The sequence below is a fragment of the Prevotella sp. AGR2160 genome (assembly GCF_000424185.1).
Lineage (GTDB): Bacteria > Bacteroidota > Bacteroidia > Bacteroidales > Bacteroidaceae > Prevotella.
In genome coordinates this window covers 95,553-121,118 of record NZ_AUJK01000005.1, presented here as the reverse complement: position 1 = coordinate 121,118, position 25,566 = coordinate 95,553, and the positions used below count along the sequence as shown (strand labels likewise).

At 52.4% G+C, this 25,566-nt stretch carries 21 protein-coding genes; 9 read left to right on the top strand and 12 right to left on the bottom strand.

Annotated features, from left to right (window positions below; translation table 11 throughout):
• Together rsmD and G604_RS0105295 are read right to left on the bottom strand one after the other, a co-directional pair.
• The gene (rsmD, locus tag G604_RS0105300) at positions 1-531 is read right to left on the bottom strand and encodes a 16S rRNA (guanine(966)-N(2))-methyltransferase RsmD (protein WP_028909651.1); all 531 of its coding nucleotides are present in this window, start codon (positions 529-531) and stop codon (positions 1-3) included.
• Positions 532-612: 81 nt separating this feature from the next.
• On the bottom strand, positions 613-1,422 hold the full coding sequence (locus G604_RS0105295) for a DUF3822 family protein (RefSeq protein ID WP_028909650.1): 810 nt from the start codon (positions 1,420-1,422) through the stop codon (positions 613-615).
• A 145-nt stretch (positions 1,423-1,567) separates the two neighbouring features.
• On the opposite strand from G604_RS0105295, the gene G604_RS0105290 reads away from it, so the two are divergent.
• Positions 1,568-3,016, top strand: a complete 1,449-nt coding sequence (locus tag G604_RS0105290) for an ATP-dependent RecD-like DNA helicase (RefSeq protein WP_028909649.1) — start codon at positions 1,568-1,570, stop codon at positions 3,014-3,016.
• Positions 3,017-3,127: 111 nt separating this feature from the next.
• On the opposite strand, the gene alaS is transcribed toward G604_RS0105290, so the two are convergent.
• The gene (gene alaS, locus G604_RS0105285; RefSeq protein ID WP_028909648.1) at positions 3,128-5,794 is read right to left on the bottom strand and encodes an alanine--tRNA ligase; all 2,667 of its coding nucleotides are present in this window, start codon (positions 5,792-5,794) and stop codon (positions 3,128-3,130) included.
• Positions 5,795-5,929: 135 nt separating this feature from the next.
• On the opposite strand from alaS, the gene G604_RS0105280 reads away from it, so the two are divergent.
• Complete coding sequence (locus tag G604_RS0105280; RefSeq protein ID WP_028909647.1) at positions 5,930-6,277, top strand: MerR family transcriptional regulator; 348 nt, start codon at positions 5,930-5,932, stop codon at positions 6,275-6,277.
• A 92-nt stretch (positions 6,278-6,369) separates the two neighbouring features.
• On the opposite strand, the gene G604_RS0105275 is transcribed toward G604_RS0105280, so the two are convergent.
• Together G604_RS0105275 and G604_RS0105270 are read right to left on the bottom strand one after the other, a co-directional pair.
• Positions 6,370-8,322: a TonB-dependent receptor plug domain-containing protein gene (locus G604_RS0105275; protein WP_028909646.1), complete on the bottom strand. Its 1,953-nt coding sequence runs from the start codon at positions 8,320-8,322 to the stop codon at positions 6,370-6,372.
• Positions 8,312-9,148, bottom strand: a complete 837-nt coding sequence (locus G604_RS0105270) for an HmuY family protein (RefSeq protein WP_028909645.1) — start codon at positions 9,146-9,148, stop codon at positions 8,312-8,314. Before G604_RS0105270 ends, G604_RS0105275 begins: the two co-directional genes overlap by 11 nt.
• Positions 9,149-9,377: 229 nt before the next feature.
• Between G604_RS0105270 and G604_RS0105265 the strand changes: the two genes are divergently transcribed.
• Both G604_RS0105265 and G604_RS0105260 read left to right on the top strand, forming a co-directional pair.
• Positions 9,378-10,685, top strand: coding sequence for an inositol-3-phosphate synthase (locus G604_RS0105265; RefSeq protein ID WP_028909644.1), 1,308 nt, complete (start codon positions 9,378-9,380; stop codon positions 10,683-10,685).
• A 1,172-nt stretch (positions 10,686-11,857) separates the two neighbouring features.
• Complete coding sequence (locus G604_RS0105260) at positions 11,858-12,715, top strand: N-acetylmuramic acid 6-phosphate etherase (protein WP_051220240.1); 858 nt, start codon at positions 11,858-11,860, stop codon at positions 12,713-12,715.
• Here the strand turns inward: G604_RS0105260 and G604_RS15185 are convergent.
• Together G604_RS15185 and G604_RS13635 are read right to left on the bottom strand one after the other, a co-directional pair.
• On the bottom strand, positions 12,707-12,895 hold the full coding sequence (locus G604_RS15185) for a hypothetical protein (protein WP_155941862.1): 189 nt from the start codon (positions 12,893-12,895) through the stop codon (positions 12,707-12,709). The genes G604_RS0105260 and G604_RS15185 overlap by 9 nt on opposite strands.
• Positions 12,896-12,969: 74 nt before the next feature.
• Entirely contained in the window at positions 12,970-13,437 is a 468-nt protein-coding gene (locus G604_RS13635) for a hypothetical protein (protein WP_155941861.1), read from the bottom strand.
• 150 nt (positions 13,438-13,587) lie between these two features.
• Here G604_RS13635 and G604_RS0105245 point away from each other — a divergent pair, with 150 nt between their 5' ends.
• The 4 genes from G604_RS0105245 to cysK all read left to right on the top strand — a co-directional run bounded on the left by G604_RS0105245 (position 13,588) and on the right by cysK (position 18,033).
• Positions 13,588-14,142 (top strand): RNA polymerase sigma factor, encoded by a 555-nt coding sequence (locus G604_RS0105245; protein ID WP_036904662.1) that lies wholly within the window; start codon positions 13,588-13,590, stop codon positions 14,140-14,142.
• A 4-nt stretch (positions 14,143-14,146) separates the two neighbouring features.
• Positions 14,147-15,508 (top strand): outer membrane beta-barrel protein, encoded by a 1,362-nt coding sequence (locus tag G604_RS14995; protein WP_081657663.1) that lies wholly within the window; start codon positions 14,147-14,149, stop codon positions 15,506-15,508.
• A gap of 273 nt (positions 15,509-15,781) precedes the next feature.
• Positions 15,782-17,068 (top strand): O-acetylhomoserine aminocarboxypropyltransferase/cysteine synthase family protein, encoded by a 1,287-nt coding sequence (locus tag G604_RS0105235; RefSeq protein WP_028909640.1) that lies wholly within the window; start codon positions 15,782-15,784, stop codon positions 17,066-17,068.
• Positions 17,069-17,085: 17 nt separating this feature from the next.
• The gene (gene cysK, locus G604_RS0105230) at positions 17,086-18,033 is read left to right on the top strand and encodes a cysteine synthase A (protein WP_028909639.1); all 948 of its coding nucleotides are present in this window, start codon (positions 17,086-17,088) and stop codon (positions 18,031-18,033) included.
• 172 nt (positions 18,034-18,205) lie between these two features.
• Here the strand turns inward: cysK and G604_RS0105225 are convergent, their stop codons facing one another.
• Positions 18,206-19,198: a DUF4435 domain-containing protein gene (locus G604_RS0105225; RefSeq protein ID WP_028909638.1), complete on the bottom strand. Its 993-nt coding sequence runs from the start codon at positions 19,196-19,198 to the stop codon at positions 18,206-18,208.
• A gap of 43 nt (positions 19,199-19,241) precedes the next feature.
• Positions 19,242-20,057 carry an AAA family ATPase gene (locus G604_RS0105220; protein WP_028909637.1) on the bottom strand — a complete coding sequence of 272 codons (816 nt, stop codon included), beginning with the start codon at positions 20,055-20,057 and terminating at the stop codon, positions 19,242-19,244.
• 229 nt (positions 20,058-20,286) lie between these two features.
• Here G604_RS0105220 and nhaD point away from each other — a divergent pair, with 229 nt between their 5' ends.
• Positions 20,287-21,642: a sodium:proton antiporter NhaD gene (gene nhaD, locus G604_RS0105215; RefSeq protein WP_028909636.1), complete on the top strand. Its 1,356-nt coding sequence runs from the start codon at positions 20,287-20,289 to the stop codon at positions 21,640-21,642.
• A gap of 128 nt (positions 21,643-21,770) precedes the next feature.
• Here the strand turns inward: nhaD and G604_RS0105210 are convergent, their stop codons facing one another.
• The 3 genes from G604_RS0105210 to trkA are packed head-to-tail and all read right to left on the bottom strand — an operon-like array spanning position 21,771 to position 25,563.
• Positions 21,771-22,733: a type I phosphomannose isomerase catalytic subunit gene (locus G604_RS0105210; RefSeq protein WP_028909635.1), complete on the bottom strand. Its 963-nt coding sequence runs from the start codon at positions 22,731-22,733 to the stop codon at positions 21,771-21,773.
• A gap of 27 nt (positions 22,734-22,760) precedes the next feature.
• The gene (locus G604_RS0105205) at positions 22,761-24,218 is read right to left on the bottom strand and encodes a TrkH family potassium uptake protein (protein ID WP_028909634.1); all 1,458 of its coding nucleotides are present in this window, start codon (positions 24,216-24,218) and stop codon (positions 22,761-22,763) included.
• A gap of 1 nt (position 24,219) precedes the next feature.
• Positions 24,220-25,563 (bottom strand): Trk system potassium transporter TrkA, encoded by a 1,344-nt coding sequence (gene trkA / locus G604_RS0105200; protein ID WP_028909633.1) that lies wholly within the window; start codon positions 25,561-25,563, stop codon positions 24,220-24,222.
• Between the last annotated feature and the right edge of the window lie 3 nt (positions 25,564-25,566).

Sequence of the window (25,566 nt, the reverse complement as noted above, 5' to 3'; positions counted from 1 at the left end):
CTATCTGAAAAGGGAGAAGTTGACGCTGCCGTAAGCACGGTGCTCGACAAAGCGGGGATGATCGGAGAAGTCGTTATGCTTGCCATGCTCAAAGACGAAGAGCCCGTCGGGCTTCAGCAGGTCTTTCTCCAAGACCAGATCGGGGATCTTCGGCAACTGATCGAGGGCGTAGGGGGGATCGGCGAAGATGATGTCGAACTGCTGATGGCAACTCTTCAGGAAACGGAATACGTCGCCACGGATGAGAATATCGTTCTCCTCACCGATCTTCTCAAAACACTGACGGATGAAGGCTGCATGATCTCTGTCGGCCTCCACGCTGACGACATGGCTGCAGCCACGGCTCATGAGTTCCAGGGAGATGCTTCCCGTTCCGGCGAAGAGGTCGAGGGCCTCGGCACCGTCGAAGTCGACATAGCCGCGCATGACATTGAAGATATTCTCTTTGGCAAAATCGGTCGTCGGACGGGCCTTAAACGTCCGCGGAATTTCGAAATGCCGGCCTTTATATTTTCCTGTGATTACTCGCATATTCTTTTTTCATTGTTTGCGGATCATGACGAATCATGTTCCTACGGTAGTTTTACCTTTTTACTTTTTTACTTTTTACTTTTACACCTTTATATATAATGTCATGAGATCGAAGGGCAGACCGCGGATCGACGTGATGGGTGCGCGGTTGAACTCTGCTGTGGGATGGATGAGGTATACTTTCTGCACAAATTTCCGCAACTCTTCCACAAGCAGGTCCTTGCCCTGGATATCCCCGAAGACAGCCAGCTCATCTTTCAACACATGGAGGTTCAACTGCCGCCAGACATAGAGGAGGAAATACTGCGCGTCTTTCACATGCTTCACGGTGAAGCTGTTGGCAAAGCGAAACCGGTCCTTGTCGAAGGAGAAGACGTCGAGCTTGTTGTTATGGAAATAGCCGTAGAGTTTCTTGCCCATACCGATACGGCTGCGACGACTCATATAGTTCCAGATGCTCATCATCAACGGCTCGATTTTGACATCCTTGAAATGGTCCGTGATGACGAGTTTCAAGTCCTTGTTGATGCTGAAGGCTGCTACGCAACTGAAATCGGGCAAGACGACATGAACGATCTCGTCGTTGTCATGACCATGGAAGGAATAGCGGTAAAGGACGGGAATCTCATCGATGTCCAACTCTTCCATCGGAATGAGGAGGACAGGCGTGTCGATGAGGACGCGGACACGGGGAAATCCCTCCAGCAGAAGGTTGCTCTCCTTGAAGGCCTCACGGAGGTTCGCGGCCATGGACATGCCACTCTTCACGGTATAAGGCTCATAGCGTACGCCACCCACGGCCGTCTTGTCGAGGATGGAGAAAGAGAGACTGTAATCGCTGATGCGGATGGTCAGTCGTGACCGTGTGAGGATCGTATTTTCCTGTTCCATATCGTGTTCCTTCAAACTGTTGTTGACATTTTTATCTCTGCAAAGATACGATGAAGAACTGAGAAAACCAAGAAAAAACGGGCTTACTTCAAGATTTTCCTGTCTTTTTCTTCCATGATTGCGAAAAGTTTCGTATTTTTGAACTATGATTACAGACGAGATCATTTATCAAATCGGACAGCATTTTCCCTTCGCGCCTACCACGGAACAGCAACAGGCGATAGCTACTTTTGCCCATTTCCTTACGGACCGCACACCGCATACGGCAATGATTCTGCGCGGATCGGCAGGAACGGGAAAGACGGCCCTCGCCGGCGCCTTCGTGCGTACCCTTCTAGGTTTGAAACAACGGGTGGTACTGTTGGCTCCCACGGGACGGGCGGCAAAGGTATTCTCGCTCAACAGTGGCTGCCCGGCCTATACCATTCATCGGAAAATCTACAGAGAGAAGGCTTTCGTAGGTGTCGGCGGTACCTTTAACCTCAATGTCAACCTCATGCGTGACACCTTATTTATTATAGATGAGGCTTCAATGATTGGCACATCCCATCTCATGGAGGGAGGATCGGAGTCTTTCGGCAGTGGTGACCTCCTTTCCGATGTGATCTCCTTCGTCTACAGCGGGGAGAATGATCGTATCCTCTTCATTGGTGATGGCGCCCAGCTGCCGCCGGTCGGCGAGGAGGCATCGCCGGCCTTGCAGGAGGACATCCTTGCCGGCTTTGGCCTGAGCGTCTATGCCGCTGACCTCACGGAAGTGCTTCGTCAAGGTCGCCGCAGCGGTATCCTCCATCATGCCTCTATGATCCGCGATATGCTCGCTAACGAAGAGGAGGCGACAGTGCCACAAATTGATTTTGATCATTTCACGGATATCCGCAACTGTCCCGGGGCAGAACTCATCGATACCCTCTCTGCCAGTTATCATGATGTCGGATTAGATGATACCATCGTCATCACGCGGAGCAACAAACGGGCGAATATTTACAATCAGGGTATCCGCAACCAGGTCCTCGACCGGGAAGAGTTGCTTACGCCGGGAGATATGGTGATGGTCGTGAAGAACAACTATCACTATCAGATTGCCCAGGAGGATGCTGACGGACGGAAGAATATCCTCTCGCCGTTCATCGCCAATGGCGACCGGGCTCAGGTGCTGCGCGTGCGTGAGGAGACGGAACTTTATGGCTTTCATTTCGCCACGGTGACCCTCCGCTTTCCTGATTATGACAACACGGAAGTTGTTGCTACCGTTCTCCTCGATACCCTTGTCAGTGAGGCGCCGTCACTGAACAGGGAACAACAGGAACAGTTGTTCAAGGGAGTGTATGATGACTATTTCGATATCCCACGGAAGGCGGACCGAATGAAGAAAGTTCGGGAAGACAAGTTTTTCAATGCCTTGCAGTTGAAGTTCGCCTATGCCGTGACCTGTCATAAGGCGCAGGGTGGACAGTGGAGCCATGTGTATGTCGACCAGGGATATATGACCGACGAGATGGTCACGCCCGATTACCTCCATTGGCTCTATACCGCCTTCACGCGTGCCACGGAGAAATTGTATCTCGTCAATTGGAAGAAAGAAACAGACTGATGTTCAGGAACATGATCAATCATGTCCCTACAAAAAAAGACCGGAGATCCTCACGGACATCCGGCCTTTGCGATTTAGTGAATATATATATAAATTACAATCTAATTTCCATTAGAGATTTGCCAGTTCGATGACCTTATCCACAGCGGCAGAAATGCCGTCGACATTACGGCCACCGGCCTGAGCGTAGTGGGGCTGGCCACCGCCACCGCCCTGGATGAGCTTGGCAGCCTCGCGGATGATCTTGCCGGCGTTGAGGCCGTGGTCCTTGACCATATCATCGGAGAACATCACGCTGAGCATCGGCTTGTTATTGTCGGTGGTACCGATGACGCAGACAAGATTCTCGGGGATGGCATCGCGCACTTTGAAGACGAGGTCCTTGGCACTGGCGGAGTCGAGGGGCAGCACGGCCTTCACGACCTTCACGCCATTGTGGTCCTCAGCCTTGCTGACAAGCTCCTTCTTCGTACGCTCCACAGCCTGCTGACGGAAACTGTCGACTTCCTTCTTCAGTTCGTCATGCTCATCAATATATTTCGTGATGACTGTCTTCAGGTCCTTGGCGTTGTTGAACAGGCCCTTCAGGTCGCGCATCGTATCCTCAAGGGTATACATGGCTTCCTCACAGACCTTACCCGTCATGGCCTCGATACGGCGGACACCGGCGGCGACACTGCTCTCAGAGATGATCTTGAACATACCGATGCGGCCCGTGCTCTTGGCGTGGATACCACCGCAGAACTCACAACTCGGTCCGAAACGGACAACGCGGACCTTGTCACCGTATTTCTCACCGAAGAGGGCAACGGCACCAAGCTCCTTGGCTTCCTCAATCGGCATGTCACGATGCTCGTCAAGGGGATAGTCGGCACGGATCATCTCGTTGACCATTCGCTCAACCTTGCGGATCTCCTCATCCGTCATCTTCTGGAAATGGGAGAAGTCGAAACGCAGCGTGTCGGCGCTGACATAGGAACCTTTCTGCTCTACGTGAGGACCAAGGACCTGCTTGAGGGCGTAGTCGAGGAGGTGCGTCGTGGTGTGGTTGGCAGCACTGGCGTCACGCTTCTCCACATCGACGCAAGCCATGAAGTCGGCCTCGGGATCCTTTGGTAGCTTCTTCAGAATATGGATGCTCTGGTTGTTCTCACGCTTTGTGTCGATGACCTCTACTGTTTCGTTGTCGCTGACGAGTGTACCGGTATCACCAACCTGACCACCCATCTCACCGTAGAACGGTGTATAGTCGAGGACAACCTCATAGAAGGAGCCTTTCTTCTGCTTCACCTCACGGTAGCGGAGGATATGGCATTCGTATTCCGTATAGTCATAACCCACAAACTGCTGGTCGCCTTCTTTCAGGACAACCCAGTCGCCGTTCTCTACGGCAGCGGCATTGCGGGCACGTGCTTTCTGCTTGGCCATCTCGGCATTGAAGCCTTTCTCGTCAACGGTATAGCCATTCTCGCGGAGAATCAGTTCCGTGAGGTCGAGCGGGAATCCGTAAGTATCGAAGAGGCGGAAGGCACTCTCACCGTCGAGCTCTGTCTTCTCGTGGGCTTTCAACTCATCCATATCACCGTTGAGGAGATTGATACCCTTCTCCAGCGTGCGGAGGAAAGAATCCTCTTCCTCTTTCATCACTCGCGTGATGAGTTCCTGCTGGGCGCGCAGCTCGGGATAAGCACCACCCATCTCCTGGGCGAGGACGGGCACGAGCTTATACATGAAGGCCTCTTTCTGTCCGAGGAACGTGTAAGCGTAACGGACGGCACGGCGGAGGATACGGCGGATGACATATCCGGCCTTGGCATTGCTCGGCAGCTGACCGTCGGCAATAGAGAAGGCGACGGCGCGCAGGTGGTCGGCGACGACACGGATGGCGATATCCGTCTTCTCTTCCTCGTTGACACCCTCACCATTGGGACCCTCGGGGAACGTGTGATGATAGGTCTTGCCGGAGAGAAGCTCGATCTGCTTGATGATCGGTGTGAAGATATCGGTATCGTAGTTGCTGTTCTTACCCTGCATGAGACGGACGAGGCGCTCGAAGCCCATACCGGTATCGATGACATGCATCTTCAGTGGTTCGAGGGAGCCGTCAGCCTTGCGGTTGAACTGCATGAACACGATGTTCCAGATCTCGATGACCTGCGGATGATCCTTGTTGACAAGCTGTTCGCCGGGCACTTTGGCCTTCTCTTCCGCGGAACGGAAGTCGATATGGATCTCGGAGCAGGGACCACAGGGACCGGTGTCGCCCATCTCCCAGAAGTTGTCATGCTTGTTGCCGTTGACGATATGGTTCTTCGGGAAATGTTTCTCCCAGTAGGATGCTGCCTCGTCATCACGCGGGATATTCTCCTCGGCGTCGCCCTCAAAGACGGTGACATAGAGGTCGGCGGGGTTCAGCTTCAGGACATCGACGAGATACTCATAGGCATAGTCGATGGCGCCCTCTTTGAAATAATCACCGAAAGACCAGTTGCCGAGCATCTCGAACATCGTATGATGGCTCAGCGCGGAGTCACGGCCTACCTCTTCGAGGTCGTTATGCTTACCGCTGACACGCAGACATTTCTGGGAGTCGGTACGGCGCCGCGGATTCGGATCTTTGGTGCCGAGGATAATATCTTTCCACTGGTTCATACCAGCGTTGGTGAACATCAGCGTAGGGTCGTCCTTGATGACCAAGGGAGCGGACGGTACAATGACGTGTCCCTTCGACTCGAAGAATTTCAGAAAGGAGTCGCGGATTTCATTTGCTGTCATCATTTTGTATTGTTTTTTAAATTTTCTTGTTCAATCCAAATCACGTGCAAAGTTACAAAAATATATGCAATCACTGATGTCGGATGTCGAATTTTTTTGTATCTTTGCACATAAATCAATATAAACGTAGAAAAAACGATGGCATTGAATCCAGATAAGAAGGTCAAACTCTATTATACCATCAAGGAGGTGGCTCAGGAGATAGGCGTCAATGAGAGTACGCTGCGCTACTGGGAGAAGGAGTTTCCGTTGTTGCGTCCGAAAGTTCTCGGCAACAAGGTGCGGCAGTATAGCCAGGCTGATGTGGACCTGCTGCGGCAGATCTACAACCTCGTGAAGGTCCGCGGCTTCAAGTTGGCAGCAGCACGAAAATATCTCTCTACCAACCGTGAGGGCGTTGACCGCAGTGCCGAGATCCTGGAGCGGCTCATCCGTGTGCGCGAGGAGCTCAAGGTGCTGAAGAAAGGGCTCGATGGACTGGTGTAAAAGTAAAGAAGTAAAAAATTAAAGCTACCGCAGTGGTACTTTGGCTCTCTGCCTTTGTTTTTTTACCTTTTTACTTCTTTACTTTTTTACTTTTAAAAGTTGATTGTTACTCCCGCGTAGGCGATGGCGCCATCGGTCATCGGGGCGTTGAGATAATGATAGTCGGGCTTGTAGTTGAAGAGATTGTCGACACTGAGCTGGACTTTCACATGCTCGCCGATACGGTTCTGCATCATGATCTTGAAGATGCTGTAAGCCGGATAATGGACGCGTGTCACGCCTTTCGTGACATCATAATAATCTATGAACTCATTATTGTCGATCCCTGACAGCCACCGGCCGTCAAGGGAGATATTCAAACCATAGTGTTTCGAGAAGGTGTGGTCCCAGTCGATATGTCCCGTGATACTGTGCTTGCGTGAGGGGAGATAGGGAGAGGCCAGATCATCATCGTTCTTATCCTTCATGACATCCTCGTGGACAAAGGCATAGCTCAGGCGGGCAGAGACACCGCAGTCCCAGTGGCTGCGGGCGGAGGCCTCGAAGCCGGTGACGTTGAACTTCTTCAGGTTGACATACGGCAGATAAGGCATTTTCTGATTATCCGCGGTATAATACGGATTTCCCGACGTAATCTTGTCACGCACGAGATTACAATAGCCGTTGATGACGAAGTCGTAATGACCAGGCGTATACTCCATGCTGAAGTTGAAGTTATGACTTGTTTCGGGCACGAGGTCGGGATTACCTTTGATGATCCATATTCCCACCATGTCGAAATCATAATATTTCTCTTTCAGCGTCGGCGCCCGGAAGCCCATGCCATAGCCGAAACGGACATTGACGTTTTCTATAGGTGTATGGCGGACGCTGATCTTCGGCGTGAGCCGCTGCTGGTGATGGTCGGAGAAATAATCATAGCGCAGGGCCGAGACGACTTCCCATCGCTTGCTGATATTCCAGTCGTACTGTCCGAAGACATCGACGCAGTTCTGCCGGTAGGTTCCACGGAGCTTGTTGTTCATCAGATAGTCATGGAGATAGTCGGCACCGAAAGTGAGGTCGCTCATCCCGAAGGAATGGGTATAGAGCAGCCGGAGACTGTTTTGGACGTCGGAATAGCCCCGGATGTCCTTATTCTGCTGACGGAGGAAGGAACTCTTATCGTATTCATCGAAGTTATACGAAGCATCGAGAACATCATTGTCGGTGATGGACCAACGGCCGCGGAGACCGCCGTTGAGATCACGGTAGCGTTCCGGCGTGGCATAGTCACGGTTCACCTGACGGAAGAAATAGCCGCCATGGGCTGTCAGCTTCAGGTTTGACAACGGCTGGTATTGCAATTCGTCATTCACATTCCAGGTCTTCTCGCCATAGATGGTCGCGACGACGCGGGCAATGGGATCGGGGCCGTTCGTCACGTCATAGTTATCCATCACGTTGCGGCTCACGGAGAGGCGGTTGCCGATCTTCTTTCCACTGTTTTCCAGGGAGAGACCGTAACGCTGGTCGTTATGTTTACTGCCGAGGCGGGCATCGACTTGTGTGCCGAACTTTTTCATATGGTCCTTCGTGATGATATTGATCACGCCACCGTTGGCATTGCTGCCGTAGAGGGCAGAGGCGGCACCCTTGACGATCTCGATATGGTCGACATTATCCATCGTCAGCCGGGAAAAATCAACATCATCCATCGTCTCACCGGCCAGCCGCTCGCCGTCGACGAGGATAAGGATGCTCTGTCCGCCGAAGCCACTGAAGTTGAGATGGACCATCTGATTCTGGGCATAGGAAAACTCCACACCGGGGAGGACGGTCTGCAACAAGTCCTTGATATTCGTGGCATCGGCTTTTTTGATGTCCGCGGAGGAGATGAGCTGCGTGAGCACGGGCGTGGAGAGGAGCGTCTTCGGTGTCCTCGTGCCGGTCACTACCACCTGTTGCAACTCTTTCTCGGCGAAGAGGGAGTCGGGGTTGATCTCTGCTTTCATAGGCAGGGAAAGGCAGACACCGCCAATGAATATAACGAGTTTATTTCTCATAAGTCTTATATCTGATAGTCATCCAGCATTTTGTGCCCTGACTGTTCATGTAGTTGACGAGTTGAAGAGCAATATATTTCCCGTCCTTCGTGCGGAGCAGGAAGATGTGGTTGTCGGAAGTTGCGGAGGGGGGAATGGGAGGAATATGGAAAGACATCCAGCTGGAGAGGACTTGATTAATCGCTATACCTTGAGAACCGATATATTCCGAGAGCATACGGCTGCGGTCGTACCATACGTCATGCTCCGACCATTCGTCGGCTGTCCATGTTATGCTGTTGCCGGCCTGGGCGAGGGAGTCGAGGAGAGCCGTGGCCGTTGATGGCAGATGGTCGAAATCCGTGAGATTCGTCTTGTAGGCCGCACCGCCGTTGGTCCTGACATTGTCCCGATGGATGGCAATGGTCCAATGAGCCGGCTCCGGCTGTTGGGCTGTGGGACGGAAAGAAGAAAACTTGTTGTTGCTGATACCTTTGTCGAAGACATCAAACCAATAGGTATAGATGCCGGGCTGATGGAGACTGTCGGGGGCTGTACGCTCCGTTGCCGTGGAGTCAGGGATGGTATAACCCGTGAAGGTCGTCTGGGCTTTCTGCAGAGCTGCGTCATCGCCACTCTCGGCAATCATAGCCAGGGAGTCGAAGTCGACATAATACCAGGTTGTCCAGTCGGTAGCGTTCATATAGAGCGTGCCGGCCGTTGCGGCCGTATTGTTGTCGTTATTATCGGCATCATCATACAATCCCCCCATCACTCCCTCGCAGGACACGGTCAACAGAAGGAGACAGTATCCTGCGAGGAGAGGGGCAAACAGTTTCGAATTCATCTAAAAATTAAATTGTGGTTTATCCTTTTTGTAATCGTTTGCAAAGTTACGATTTTTTTACGTTACCCGCAATCACTATTTATGATGATTTTGGGTATAATGTTGTAAAATGATAAGTATTGAATGTTTATTTCTTCCTTTTTCATATTAAAAAACGGAACAAAGGTTGCTCTTTTCGATATTATTTGCTATTTTTGCCGACAGTCTATTTAATTTTAGTAACTAGAAAATGAAACAATCAAACGTGAAACCCGCTGAGGGAAAATTAGGAATTCTCGTCGTCGGCTGCGGTGCCGTGGCTACGACCTTCATGACCGGTGTACTCATGACCCGCAAGGGAATGGCCAAGCCGATCGGTTCGATGACACAGTATGACAAGATTCGTGTCGGAAAAGGTGCGGAGAAGAAATATCTCCATTATAAAGACATTGTCCCGTTGGCCAAGCTCGATGATATCGTCTTCGGCTGCTGGGATGTGTATCCGCAGAATGCCTATCAGGCTGCCGTCTACGCCGAGGTGCTGAAGGCCAAGGACATCGAGCCGGTGCGTGATGAGCTCGAGCAGATCGTGCCGATGAAGGCCGCCTTCGACCATAACTATGCCAAGCGCCTCACGGGCGACAACGTGAAGGACTGCAAGACACGTTGGGATATGGTCCTGGCCATCAAGAAAGATATTGAGGATTTCAAGGCCCGCACGGGCGTAAATCGTATCGTTGTCATTTGGGCAGCATCCACGGAGATTTATGTTCCTTATAACGAACAGGTTCATGGCACCCTCGCCTGTCTGGAGGCAGCCATGAAGGCTGACGACCGCGACCATGTCGCACCGTCGATGTGCTATGCCTATGCCGCCCTGACGGAAGGTTGTCCGTTCATCATGGGCGCGCCGAACACCACCGTCGATATCCCGGCTATGTGGGAGCTCGCTGAGAAGACGAAGATGCCTATCGCCGGTAAGGATTTCAAGACCGGTCAGACCCTCGTGAAGTCCGGTTTCGCTCCGATCCTCAAGGTCCGTAACCTCGGCCTCGCCGGTTGGTTCTCCACGAATATCCTCGGCAACCGTGACGGCCTCGTCCTCGATGAGCCGGCCAACTTCCATACAAAAGAGGTGTCGAAGCTCTCTACGTTGGAGACGATCTTGCGTAAGGAGGACCAGCCCGACCTCTACGGAAATATCTACCATAAGGTACGTATCAACTATTATCCGCCCCGTAACGACAACAAGGAGGGCTGGGACAACATCGATATCTTTGGTTGGATGGGCTATCCCATGCAGATCAAGATCAACTTCCTCTGCCGTGACTCCATCCTCGCTGCGCCGCTGCTCCTCGACCTCACGCTGCTCAGTGATCTCGCTGCCCGTGCCGGCCGTTATGGCATCCAGCGCTTCCTGAGTTTCTTCCTCAAGAGTCCGATGCACGACTATACGAAGGGTGAGGAGGCTGTCAATAACCTCTTCGACCAGTATGTCATGCTGAAGAATGCCATCCGTGAGATGGGTGGCTATGAGGCAGATGAAGAAATAGACTAACAAAGCCTCTCCCCCGACCCCTCCCCGAAAGGGAGGGGAGGTTTAATGAGTCAGTTCCTCCGTTCATTCCGTGGTTTTTATTTTGTTTTTAAGGTTTTCGTTCAATCAAACGGCCTGTCGTACCCGTAATGTTTTTGTTTTTGCCATGAAAAACTTGCATAATTGAAGAATTCTTAAGACCTTTGCAAAAGAATTCTTTTGAAAAGGTGAAAATGAAGAAAATACTCATTGCCGACTGTGGCTCTACGAAGACCGACTGGTGCTTGTTGTCTGAGGATGGAAAGACGATGCGGTTGAAGACAACTGGTTTCAACCCCGTTTATCTTTCGGAGCAGGAGATTGTTGACCTTTTGCAACGGGAACTTGTGCCGCAGTTGCAAGGAACGGCTGACCGACAGGGCGCTTCCTCGGCAATCTCCATTGAGGACGTGTATTTCTATGGCGCCGGATGTACGAAGGAGAAAAGTCCCGTCGTCGCCAAGGCCCTGCGGGCTGTTCTTCACGTGAAGGATAATTGTGAGGTTGCCTCCGACATGCTCGGAGCCGCCCGTGGCGTCCTCGGTCATGCGCCCGGCATCGCCTGTATCCTCGGTACGGGGAGCAACTCTTGCAGTTATGACGGCACAAAGATGCTCGAGAATGTCTCTCCGCTTGGCATGATCCTTGGCGATGAGGGCAGTGGTGCCGTCCTCGGCCGTACGCTCATCGGCGATATCTTCAAGCGACAGTTGCCTTCATCGGTCATCGAGAAGTTTCATGGGGAATATCCCATTTCCCTTTCAGAGATTATTGATAAGGTATACCACCAACCGATGCCGAACCGCTTCCTGGCTTCCTTCACGCCGTTCCTCTCCCGTCATCTCGATGAGGAGAGTATCTATGTCCTTGTCGTCCGTAGCTTCCGTGCCTTTCTTCGTCGGAATGTGCGGCTTTATGACGGCAGTGACTGGCTTCCCGTCGGTTTTGTGGGCTCTATCGCCTGGCATTTCCGGGAGCCTTTGCAGACGGCAATAGAGGCGGAGGGCATGCATCTCGGACGCATCATCCAGGCACCGATGGACGGCCTCGTGGACTATCATCTTCATGCTCAGAAACAAGTGGTGGCCGACCGCCCGGGTGATCGGTCTTCCGCTGTGCTCCCTCAGCAGGATAAGGAAACAACACTGACCGACATGGATGCATCACTGACCGATAAGGATGCATCACTGACCGATAAGGAATCTTCTCTCCCGATTACTGAACAGCCTTCACATTATGACCATCTGGAGACACGGTCCGTCATCGATCTGTTGCGTGATATGAATATCGAGGATCAGAAAGTAGCCCCCACGATAGAGAAAGTGCTGCCCACGGTGGCGCAACTCGTCGAGCAGATCGTGCCGCGCATGCGGAAAGGCGGCAGAATATTCTATCTTGGAGCGGGGACGAGCGGACGCCTCGGTGTTCTCGACGCCTCCGAACTGCCGCCGACCTTCGGTGTCCCGCCGACCTTTGTCATCGGTCTCATCGCCGGGGGAGACACAGCTTTGCGCAATGCCGTGGAGAAGGCGGAGGATGATTCCGATGCCGGATGGCAGGAACTGCTGGCGCATGGCGTAAACCAAGAGGATACGGTCATCGGTATCGCTGCCTCGGGGACAACACCCTATGTCGTCGGCGCCGTAGAGAAAGCCCACGACCATGGGATCCTAACGGGATGTATCACGAGTAATCCGCATACGCCTCTTGCCGCTGCCGCCGATGTGGCGATAGAGATGATCGTCGGTCCGGAATTTATCACGGGGAGTTCTCGGATGAAGTCGGGCACGGGACAGAAAATGATCTTGAACATGATTTCCACGGCCGTGATGATTCGTTTGGGTCGCGTGAAAGGCAACCGGATGGTGAACATGCAACTGACGAATCAGAAACTCATCGACCGTGGCACGCGCATGCTCGTTGAAGCCTTGCATATCGACTATAGTAAGGCCCGCCGTCTCCTTCTCCTCCATGGGTCGGTGGAGAAGGCGTTGGAAGAGCATTCATTGTAATTGCATCACCCGGTCGCGTTCAACGGTTAGTACCCCTTTGACTTTCTTGAATTTGTCGATGGCTTTGTCCATATCCGTCCCTTCAGGCATAGTGACGGCGATGCCATTGAAGTTCTGATAGTCATAGACAAGATCGCCCTTGAAGGCCTTGACAGCCTTCAAGAGCGGTTGCTTGCCCACCGTGGCATCATAAAAGATAATGAGGACACGGGAGGGAGCGTCTTTTGTGAAAGTCGTTTTATGATCAGGAAACTTTACTTTTTTTTTACGCAGCAGTTCTCCATCGCTTTTTCCTTGACGGTATAGTCGGCGTATTTCTTGTCGACAATGAGCATGGCCATGGGTTTGATGGAATAGCTCTGTGGGGCCTTACTGTGGAGGCAGTAGGAGAGGGTGAGCTCATGGCTGTCCGTCTCGCGGAGCTGCATGTTACTGATCTCCGTACAGCGGTTTGTCGTCTTCAGCACCTTGGCGATGACCATCTGCTTTGACCAGTCAATCTTCGTAGGCTGTCCGTTCTTACCCATGACGGCGGCCTCACCGAAATAGCGGTCGAAATCAGTCTGATTCGTGATCTTCAGCACGGCATCCTCATCGGGAGCCTCGTTACTGTAATAATAATGTTGTGCTTCCGTGCTCTTGACGAGTCCGTTTGTGGTGGAACAGGAAGAGAACAGAAGAACTCCCATGCAGAGGGCACCGAGAATCATTTTCGTTTTCATTGTCTTTTTGTCTTTTATTTTTGTCCCTCTAATGCAAAGAATGGCTGTTCCTTGCCCGAGGGATGATTTTTTTTGCTATTTTTGCAAAAATATTTTCTCTTATTGGGCAAGGATTCATCCTTCACCTTATTATATATATGAACATCAGATATGGCACAGGACATTGAGCAGAGCATCATCGACCGTTTCCGTAGGGGAGATTCCTCTGCGATGGATGTGCTGTATAGCCAGTATTCGGGTTATCTGACGGCGGTCTGTGCCCGTTATATCACGGATGATGACGATCTGAAGGATGTGTTGCAGGAAGCGCTGATCAAAATCTTTACGAATATCGGCAACTTCGAATACCGGGGACGGGGGACGCTGAAGGGCTGGATGAGCCGTATCGTCGTCAACGAGGCGCTGTCACTGCTGCGCCGTCAGTCTGCAGCCCAGAAAGTACGACCGGATACGGATCTCCCTGACCTCCCCGATGAGGAACCGCAACTCGAGGGAATCACGACGGAAACGATCATCAACTGCATCCAACAGCTGCCGCCCGGCTACCGTACCGTATTCAACCTCTACGCCATTGAGGGACACAGTCATCAGGAGATTGCGCAGATGCTCGGTATCAAGGCTGACACGTCGGCCTCACAATATTATAAAGCGAAGAATATGCTGGCCCGTATGTTGCGGGAAGTAAAACGACAACAAAACCAATAATGTCATGCAGGAAGATTGGAAACAACTTTTGAAGGAACGGATGGACAAGGCCGAGTGCCCTGCCCCCGAGGGGTTGTTGTCGGACGTGAAGGAAGAAATGGAACGGCGGGAAAAGGTCTCTCGTCGTCCGGTTGTGTGGCTCTGGACGCGCCGTCTCGCTGTCGCTGCCGCCGTGGTCGCCGTCTGTGGCATTGCCATTTGGCGTGAATTCCCGTCGTCCCCGTCGCAGCCGTTGTCCGACCGTACGGTTTCTTCCCCCTCTCCAAAGGCTAATTCTCAACGGGGTAATCATCAAACGGGAAATTGTCCGTCGAATAATGCCGGGCAATATGGTTCCTCTGCAGTTTTTTCTGCAATGGAAGCTTCAACTGAGAAGAAGCCTGCAGCGAAGGCTCCTGCAGTGAATGCCTTTGCAGCAAATACTCCTGCAGTGAATGCTCTTGCAGCAAATGCTCCTATGGAGAATGTATCCGCAGTGGATGCGTCTTCGGCCCCTATGCTTAGGACAATGAAGGCTTTGACGGATTCCGTGCAGGAGAAGAGTCTGCCAACGGACAATCTGTTGGCAGCAGAGCACCCGCAGACGTCTGTGCATAAGGATAGCTATATGGAGGACAACGATCCTTTCTATGCCCGTATGTCTGCCGCCGCCCGTGAGGCAGAGGAGGCACCGCTGCTCGTGGAAGCCCGTGTCGGCGGGGCTGCCCTGTCGTCCCTCTCCACCTCGTCTTCACCCGTTTTCGCCTCGGCCTCACCTACAGACGGAGTATATTATGACGCTGAGAACCGTGAGGGGACCGCTACGGATAAGCTCCAGGATGCTCTGATGGCCAACGGAATGGCAGAGAAAGAGGCCCACCACCATCAGCCACTCCGTGTGGGGCTGAGCCTTTCTATTCCACTTACAAACCATTGGTCGCTGACAACAGGCCTGACGGGGACACGGCTGACCTCAGACTTCACGGCCACGGGCGTCAACTGGCAGCAGGACGACCATCAGCGGTTGTATTACCTCGGTCTGCCCGTGCGGATGAACTATGTCCTTTGGCAGAACCGGTCGTGGCGGGCCTATCTCTCTGCCGGCGGCGCCGTGGAGCAGCTCGTCAAGGGAACGGTGACGACGACCCTCACGGACAGTAAGGGCCAGCAGACCTCATCGGGTGACGAGCGTGTCCATGAGCATCGGCCGCAGTTCTCCGTCGGTGCCGCTGCCGGTCTGTCCTTCTCTTTCCTGAAGAATCTCTCCTTCTATGTGGAGCCCGGTGTCAGCTATTACATCCATAACGGCAGCAGCGTCGACAACATCTATAAGGACCAGCCTACCCAGTTCCAACTCGACCTCGGCATCAGATACCGGATCAGGTAGCGTGCGTCTAGGTAGGGTTTGGGGCCGTCCTAACCTCGCTGTTTCTTTTCCCGTAAATCCGTAAAATATCTGCGTTATTTAGCCCTTTTAAATAGCTTTTCTGTGAAAATATCTCTCGGAGATAGATTTTTTTCTATGTTATTTAGCGAAATACCATAAGTATGGTAGTCAGAATGCCCCATTTGTGCGATTTCGTAATTGGAAAAAGTGCCGTACCTTTGCAATCGTAATCAAGAAACAAAAAGTAAAACATATAAAAGAAAGGATTGACGTATGAGTAAGAACAAGTATCATTTCGAGACGCTCCAGCTTCATGTTGGACAGGAACAGGCAGACCCCGCAACCGACTCCCGTGCCGTGCCTATCTATCAGACCACATCTTACGTATTCCATAATGCCCAGCATGCCTCCGACCGTTTCCATCTGAAGGATGCCGGAAATATCTATGGTCGTCTGACCAACTCCACGCAGGGTGTCTTCGAGGACCGTGTCGCTGCCCTTGAGGGAGGTGTCGGTGGCCTCGCCGTCGCTTCCGGTGCTGCCGCTGTCACCTACGCCATCACGAACCTCGCTTTCGCCGGTGACCATGTCGTTGCCACGAAGACGATCTACGGTGGCACTTACAACCTGCTGAAGCATACGCTGAGCCGTTATGGTATCGAGTCGACCTTCGTTGATCCCGACAACTATGATGAGATTGAGGCCGCCATCAAGCCGAACACGAAACTGCTGTATATTGAGACCCTCGGTAACCCGAACTCCAATATCTCCGATATCGACCGCAGTGCAGAGATCGCACACCGTCATGGCATTCCATTGGTCGTCGACAATACTTTCGGAACGCCGTACCTCATCCGTCCTATCGAGCACGGTGCTGACGTCGTCGTCCACTCCGCTACGAAGTTCATCGGTGGCCACGGCAGCAGTCTCGGTGGTGTCATCGTTGACGGTGGTACTTTCGACTGGTTCCAGAACGATAAGTTCCCCGGTTTCACGGAGCCCGACGCTTCCTACCACGGCCTTGTCTTCGGCAAGCTCCCCGCACCGTTCGTGACACGTGTCCGTGCGCTGATCCTTCGTGATGAGGGTGCTACGATCTCTCCGTTCAATGCCTGGATTCTCCTTCAAGGCCTGGAGACGCTGAGTCTGCGCGTAGAGCGTCATGTCTTCAACACGCTGAAGGTCATCGACTATCTGAAGACACAGCCGCTGGTGAAGAAGATCAATCACCCGTCACTGCCCGATCATCCGAATCACGACCTCTACGAGCGTTACTTCCCCAATGGTGCCGGCTCTATCTTCACCTTCGAGATCAAGGGCGGTCAGGAAGAGGCCTTCAAGTTCATTGATCATCTGAAGATCTTCTCGCTTTTGGCCAATGTCGCTGACGTGAAGAGTCTCGTGGTTCATCCGAAGAGTACGACTCACTCCGAGCTGAGTGATGAGGAGGCCAACGAGCAGGGCATCTTCGACGGAACAATTCGTCTGAGCATCGGTACTGAGCATTATCAGGACCTTATCGACGACCTCGATCAGGCTTTCAAAGCAATCTCCAAATAAATAAAACGAAAAATATTATGACTAAGATTTATAAGCAGATCACTGATCTGATTGGAAATACTCCTCTGGTAGAACTCCCGAAGTTCTCCGCACTGCACGGCGTGAAGAAACCCGTCATTGCGAAAGTTGAATACTTTAATCCCGGCGGCAGCGTCAAAGACCGTATCGCCTTCGGTATGATTGAGGCCGCTGAAAAGGCCGGAACACTGAAGCCCGGCGCAACGATCATCGAGCCGACGAGTGGTAACACAGGTGTCGGACTGGCCCTTGTCTCCGCCGTGAAAGGCTACAAGCTCATCCTGACGATGCCGGAGACGATGAGTATCGAGCGTCGTAACCTCGTGAAGGCTTATGGCGCACAGGTGAAACTCACGCCGGGTAAGGATGGTATGCCGGGCGCTATCAAGGCTGCTGAAGCCCTCCGCGACTCTATCCCCGGAAGCGTCATCCTGGAGCAGTTTGAGAACCCCGCCAACCCGCAGAAGCATTATGAGACCACCGGTCCGGAGATCTGGAAAGATACCGACGGTAAGGTTGACATCGTTGTCGCCGGTGTTGGTACAGGAGGTACCATCACGGGTATCGGTAAGTATCTGAAGGAGCAGAACCCGAATGTACAGATCATCGCCGTTGAGCCGGCTTCCTCTCCCGTCCTTGAGGGTGGTAAGAGTGGCCCCCATAAAATCCAGGGTATCGGTGCTGGTTTCATTCCCAAGACTTACAATTCAGAATATATCGATGAGGTCTTTGCGGTAGAGAATGACGATGCCATCCGCAGTGGCCGTGAGATTGCGCAGCAGGATGGTGTGTTGGTAGGTATCAGCAGTGGTGCTGCCGCCTTCGCCGCCACGGAGATCGCTAAGCGCCCGGGCAATGAGAACAAGAACATCATTGCTCTCCTTCCTGATACGGGTGAGCGCTATCTCTCCACCGTACTCTATGCCTTTGAGGAGTATCCTCTCTAAAAATTAAAAAAGTAAAAAATTAAAAAAGTAAAAGACACGCCCTTCCTTCCCGTTATTGCGGGAAAGGAGGGCGTGTTTTTTGTGTAAGGGTGGCATGGCGTGCCTGCTGTTAGGTTGAGTGGCCTGCCGTCCGGTGCTTGCGCTTTGCAAGCGCAAGGCAGCGCTCTTGCCCCTACGCGTTGAGCGCTTTCTCGATCGCTTCCAGCAGTTTTTGATAGGGCTGGCTGTCCTGGTAGCCGTTGTTTTTCTTCAACATCGTCGTGACATCCTGGATGCTGTGGTTGTAACAGCTCAGCTCCGTCTGCCGCTGCGCGTTATGCTGGGACATGCGGCGGATCTCACTCTGCCGCTCGGCGACGAGCCGCTCACAGATCTTCGTGACGATGGGTGCTACAACATTATCAAAGAGATGATGCCCCTGTATATATAAATAGGTGGTGTCGGGCGTTACGCCGAGCCGCCGGAGATCTGCCTCCAAAGCGCCGCGCTGATCCATGAACTCCGGGAAATGTTTCCTTAGCCATGCGATCTTCCGCCGTACCTTCTCTTGCATCAATACCAATGCCTGGTCGGGATGACCGATCTTCTGTGTACCGAGTTCTATTGTCTGGTTGAATTCAGAGATGGTAAAACGGTTATAGTTCGGACTGCGGTAGAACCAGATGTTCCATACGAAGAGGGGATAGATGATCTGTGAGTAGCGCGTCAGAAAGGCTTCGAAGTCGAAGATCTGATGGTCGTTGAGGGTGATCATCACACAGACCTCATGGAGTGAGGGGGCGTAACACTGATAGTTCTCAATGGCATAGACATAAGTATGGAAGATATACGGATTGGAGTTGATGACCTTCGAAGTCTCCGTGGCCCCTTGGATGAGATAGTCGTAGTCAGCATCAACACAGGCCAGCATGTCCGATCCTACGGAATCCAGCAACTGTGCGATGGCAGCCTTCTTGCCGCGCTGCAGAAAACGGTCACGGGAAGGGAGCATGATCTCGAAATAGCGGTGACTGTTCTCGAAACGTCCGAGTACCTGACGCCAGAAGAGAATATCATCATAGCTCTCCACATACACCACGATCTTCCGCCGTGCCTTCTTTGAGGTCAGCGCATTCGCCGCCTCGAAGTATTTTGAATTGATATGGTCTCTCAGTCGATGTGACATAAGTTCAATCCTCCATTATCCATTATCTATTCTCCGTTCTCCATTACACCGTAATGTCTGTGACTTCCGTGACATGGTCCATCCAACCATCCATGACGACGGCAGGACTGTGGGTGGTCATGATCAGCTGAACCTGCGGGTTCAACTGGAGAATGAGGTTGATGAGGCGTTTCTGCCATTCGAAATGCAGGCTCACTTCCGGCTCGTCCATGAAGAGGACATACGGCTTCTGATCCTCCACGAGGACGGTGAGGAGGATACAGAGCATCTGCTTCTCACCGCTGGAGAGCTGATAGGGCGCGAGTTTCTCACCGATCTGCGTGAAATAGATCTCGTTCTCCGAACGGATCATCTTCTTCCCCGTCTCCTTGAAGAGGTCGTCGATCATGTCCTGGAAGAGTTTCTTCGGCGCGCTGATCTCCTGGGCTTTTTGGGCAGCGTCGGGTTCGCCGCTCTGCAGCGTAGCGATGATCCGGTTGCCGATATTCACCTGGTAGTCGAGATACTTGCGTTGAAGTTGGAAGAGTTGCCAGTCGAGTTCCGTGACGAGGGCGTTATCCACCTTCGACAGCACCTCAGAATTGACAAGAGGGCGGTCGAAAGAGCGGATGACGTCGAAGCGGATCCATTTGGCATCCTCGGGCGACACCTTCAGATGGACGCCTTTGATAAGATGACTCGGGAACTCTCCGCCCTGGGCGAGGCCTTTCACCACCTTATTTAATATGGTACTCTTGCCCACGCCGTTGATTCCACTGAGGATATTCACTTTCCGGTCGAGGTTCCAAAGGATATGCTTGCGGCCGCTCCAAAGGGATTCTATTTCTATTTGTTCGATATAATCAGCGTATTTCTGCATCATTGTGATAGATTGTTACAATTACAAGACAAAAATACAAAAAAAAATCATACATTGTTTCTTTTACGGACCTTTTTTTGTACCTTTGCAAAAGATTAACAATTACCGTAGGGACATGATTGTATAGATCCCGCCTAAAAAGACGCAAACGCAGGGACATGATTGCTGATGTCTCATACCATAATAGTAAAAAGATCGTATTGCAGAAAAACTATTAAACAAATTATATATGACAACTTTAACAACAGTAATTGTTGCGGTCTTCATCATCGGCTATCTCTTCATAGCCCTGGAGAGCGTGACGAAAGTGAATAAGGCAGCCGTGGCGTTGCTGATGTTCGTGGTCTGCTGGACCCTTTACATGGTTAATCCCGGCAGCTATATCAGTGGTGTGGATGCCAGTGCCATCCCACAGGCCGTGAGTGATATCATCGAGAAGCATCTCGGTAGTACCTCTACCACTCTCTTCTTCCTCATGGGAGCCATGACGATTGTGGAGATCGTCGACCAGAATGGTGGCTTCGACTGGGTACGCCGCGTTATGCACACGAAGAGCAAGCGTGGCCTGCTGTGGAAGATTGCCTTTATGACCTTCTTCCTCTCGGCCATCCTAGACAACCTGACGACGGCGATCGTGATGATTATGATTCTCCGTAAGCTTGTGCCCGATCATAAGGACCGCATCATCTATGCCTCCCTCGTCATCATCGCTGCCAACAGTGGTGGTGCCTTCTCACCGATCGGTGACGTGACGACAATCATGTTGTGGAACAAAAACCTCATCACCGCCGCTGGCGTCCTCTCCGAGATCTTCATCCCCTCTGTCGTCTCTCTCGTCGTGCCGGCCTTGATTCTGCAGACCCAGCTCAAGGGTGAACTCGCTGGGTCCAACGAGACCATTCTCCTCGACGGTGCCGCAGAGAAAGAGGTCATGGAGTTCAACAGTGCCCAGCGCAAGGCCGTGTTCTTCATCGGTGTCGGTGGTCTGATGTTTGTCCCGATCTTTAAGACCCTCACCCATCTGCCGCCGTTCGTCGGTGTTCTCCTCGTGTTGAGTGTGCTGTGGATTACTACAGAGGTGTTCTATCGCAGTTTGGAGCATGGTCATCATGGTTTGACGTTCCAGAAGCGTGTCACGAGTCTGTTGCGTCGTGTCGATATGAGTACGATCCTCTTCTTTCTTGGTATTCTGATGGCTGTGGCCTGTCTCGAGGAAGTTGGTGTACTGACCTCTCTCGGAAAGGGCTTGAATGTCGCCTTCAATGGTAACCACTATATGGTGACGGGTATCATCGGTGTCCTCTCGAGTATCGTTGATAATGTGCCTCTTGTGGCCGGTTGTATGGGCATGTATCCGGTCCAGGCCGTCGGTGACTTTGCTACCGATGGTATCTTCTGGCAGTTGCTGGCCTATTGCGCCGGTGTCGGTGGCAGTATGTTGATCATTGGCTCAGCCGCCGGTGTCGTCGTCATGGGCCTGGAGAAGATCACCTTCGGCTGGTATATGAAGCATGTCAGCTGGATCGCCTTCGTCGGCTATCTCCTTGGTATCATCTGCTATTGGTGCATCAAGACGCTGCTGTAGAAGAGCTTCCTTGCGCTTGCAAAGCGCAAGCACACAACGGACACGCCCTGCTTTTCCTCAGTGAGGGAAGGCAGGGCGTGTCTCTGTATTTACTTCCCTCCCTTTCGGGGAGAGGTTGGGGTGAGGCTTTATATATACGTCTCCACAAACTTCACGACCCCTTCGCAGTGGATCGTCTTCGTCGTGGCGGGGATGAGGATCGTCTGACCGGCAGAGAGGGTCCAGGTATTCCCCTCGTTGTCCGACATCTCGGCCTTTCCCTTCGTGCAGATGAGGATCACGAAGCTGTCGAGCTCACTGTAGTCGATGGTATGCGGCTCCGTGAGATCGTAAACAGAGGTGGTGAAATACGGGCAGTTGACGAGCTTCACGCCCTTGTCCTTTGCCGGGACATACTGCTGACGGTAGTTGTCCTGCACATGGTAGTCGATGCACTCGGCGGCCTGCTCCGTGTGCAACTCGCGGTAGTTGCCGTTCTTGTCCTTTCGCTTGAAGTCATAGATGCGGTAGGTGACGTCACTCGTCTGCTGGATCTCCGTGACGAAGCAGCCGGCACCGATAGCATGGATACGACCGGCGGGGATGAAGAAGCAATCTCCCTCTTTCACGCTGTAGTTGGCAAGTGCGTCGACGATGGTGTCGTTGGCGACCATCTCCTTATACTCTTCCGGCGTGATTTTCTTTTTCAGGCCACACATCAGATGGGCATCAGGATCGGAGTCGAGAGCATACCACATCTCCGTCTTGCCACGCTCCTTGCCCTGCTTGTGGGCAATCTCGTCGTTGGGATGCACCTGGATGGAGAGCTGCTGCCGGGCATCAATGAACTTGATGAGCAAGGGAAACTCATCACCGAAGCGCTTGTAGTTCTCCAGACCGACAAGGCTTCCTTTGAGCTCTTTCACGAGTTCGTTGAGCCAATAGCCGGCATAAGGACCATCGGCAACGACCGTCTCGTTGCCGGGCACACCGGAGATCTCCCAACTCTCGCCGACATTGTCCTGCTTGACATCAAGGTGTTTGAATGGAATGATCTTGTCACCTCCCCAAAGGGTAGACTTCAGTAAAGGTTTGAATGTGAATGGTTTCATAAATAAAGTATTTGTTGATGTAATGAATTAATTTCCTTTCCAGAACTGCGGAGTGAAGAGGATCAGTACGGAGAAGATCTCCAGACGGCCGAGGAGCATCATGATCGAGCACATCCATTTGGCGGCAGCGGGGAGCATGCTCCACGACATCGTAGGTCCGATCTCCAGACCGAGTGACGGGCCGACATTTCCCAACGCACTCAGCGTGATCGTGATGGCATTGGTGTTGTCGATGCCCATGGCGATCATTGTGAAGGAGATGACGAGGCAGAGGATCAGATAGGTGGCGAGGAAAGCCAGGAGCGTCACACGTTTCTGTAACGACACGTTGACCCCATTGATCTTCAGCGGCAGGACAGCATTGGGATGCAGCATCTGCCGGAACTGATTCTTGATGATCTTCAGTACCATCACACCACGGATACATTTGAATCCACCGCAGGTACTTCCCGAGCAAGCCCCGAAGAACATGCACATGGCGAGGATGACCCACGTGACATGGGGCCATTTGGCGGCATCATCATTAAACAGGCCCGTCGTCGACATGAAGGACATGACCTGGAAGATACCGCTGCGGAAGGCGTGTTCCACACTGTATCCGTTGTGGATGATCAGTTCGATCATGATGATCAGCGTGAAGAGGGCGGCGAGGGAGATGAAGAAGCGGAACTCCGCATTATGCAGCAGGTCACGGATTTTTCCCTTACATACGCCCATATAGAGGAGGGGAAAGTTGATGCTGCTGAGGAACATGAAAATCGTACAGGTATACTCCAATGACGGAGAGTGAAAGCCTACGGTGCTGGAGTTATGCGTGGAGAAGCCTCCCGTTGCCGTCGTTGACAAGCCGTAGTTGATGGCATCGAAGAGATTCATACCCTGAAGATAATAAGCGATGATGCAACTTGCCGTGAGGATCCCATAGATCATCCATATCCATTTGGCACTCGTCGTCAGGCGTGGCTGTAGTTTTGAGTTCAAAGGACCTGTCGCTTCCGCGGAATAGAGACGGAGGCCACCACGATCGGTATTCGGAAGGATGGCAATGGTGAAGAACACGATGCCCAAGCCACCGATGAAATGCGTGAAGGAACGCCAGAAGAGGAGGCCGTGGGGCAGGGCTTCCACATTATCGATGACCGTTGCTCCCGTTGTCGTGAAGCCAGACATCGTCTCAAAATAGGCGTCTGTGAAGTTGGGCAGATAACCGCTGATGATGAAGGGCAGGGAGCCGAAGAGGCTGAAGATGAGCCAGGTGAGGGTGACGACGAGGTAGGCGTCTCGGCGTGACAGCATATTCGTGGCATTGCGTCCAAAGACCTGGAGTACGGAGCCGCACATGATCGTCAGGACGGCAGAGACCAGAAAGGCTGCCATGTCATCGGCGTGGCAGTAAGAGGCTACGCAGCAGCAGATGAGCATCATGAAAGCCTCGATGAAGAGGAGCTGTCCGATGACCTTAAATATGATTTTCCAATTGATCATTTTAATTGAAGAATTTCTCTATCTTCTTCATGTTGATATTATGACAGAAGATGACGACGGTATCACCGGGAAGGATCTGTGTGTTACCGGATACAAGCATTCCTTTCTCCTCACGGACGAGACCACCGATGGTGACACCGGCGGGCAGCCCGAGGTCTTTCACGAGATGCTGGGTGACTTTACTTCCGGCCTTAGCGACGAATTCGGCGACATCAGCATTGGCAGAAGTAAGAAACCGGACATTGAAGACGTCCGCGTCAAGCATCATCTGATAGATATGGCTGGCGGCAATGACCTTCTTGTTAATGACGGTACCGATATCCAGACTCTCGGCCATCGTGGCATAGTCGATATTCTCCACCATGGCGACCGTCTTGCGGACGCCGAGGCGCTTGGCGGTCAGACAGGCGAGGATATTTGTCTCCGCACTCGCCGTGAGAGCCACGAAGGCCTGTGTGTTGCGGATACCCTCGTCAATGAGCAGTTGGATATCCCGGCCGTCACCATTGATCACCAACGCCTTGTCGCCGTTGATGAGGTCATTGAGCTTCTCACAACGGTCATTATCGATCTCAATAACTTTCACGTTGAGATATTCCGGCATGGTGTTGATGGCCCGTACGGCTGTACGCCCTCCGCCCATAACCATCACGTTCTTCACGTCGACGTAATGTTCCTTTCCTACGATTTTGCGGATATAGGGGATATATTCCTTGGTCGTCATGAAATAGGCGAGGTCGTAGAGTTTCAGAGCGTCATTACCTCCTGGTATAATCGTCTCGTCATGTCGCTTGATGGCCACGATATGATAGGGATCGTCGGGGCCGGAGATTTCTTTCAGGGGCTTGTCGAGGATCGTGCAGGTCTCACGGAGCTTGATACCGAGCATCACGAGGGCGCCGTTGTGGACATCCCAGCGCTGACGTACCCAGCTCATCTTCAGACCGTTGTTGATATCTACGGCGGCGAGCATCTCCGGATAGATGAGGCTGTTGACACCAAGCTGCTCGAAGAACTCCTGGTTCTCGGGCTTAACATACTCGGGATTGTCAATCTTGGCCACCGTCTTCGTCGTTCCCAAGGCATGGGCGAGGATGCAGGAGTTGAGGTTCAGTGCCTCGTCGGGAGTGACGGAAATATACAGGTCGGCCTCTTCAGCACCGGCTTCTCTCAACGTCGCAATGCTTCCCGGGTGTCCTTCGAGAGTCAGCAGATCGTAGTCCATGCCGACCTTGGAGAGGCGATCGGAATCACTGTCGATGAGGGTGATGTCCTCATGATTTCTCGACAGCAGGCGGGCGAGATGTTTACCGATGGCAAAAGCGCCGGAAATAATGATCTTCATTTG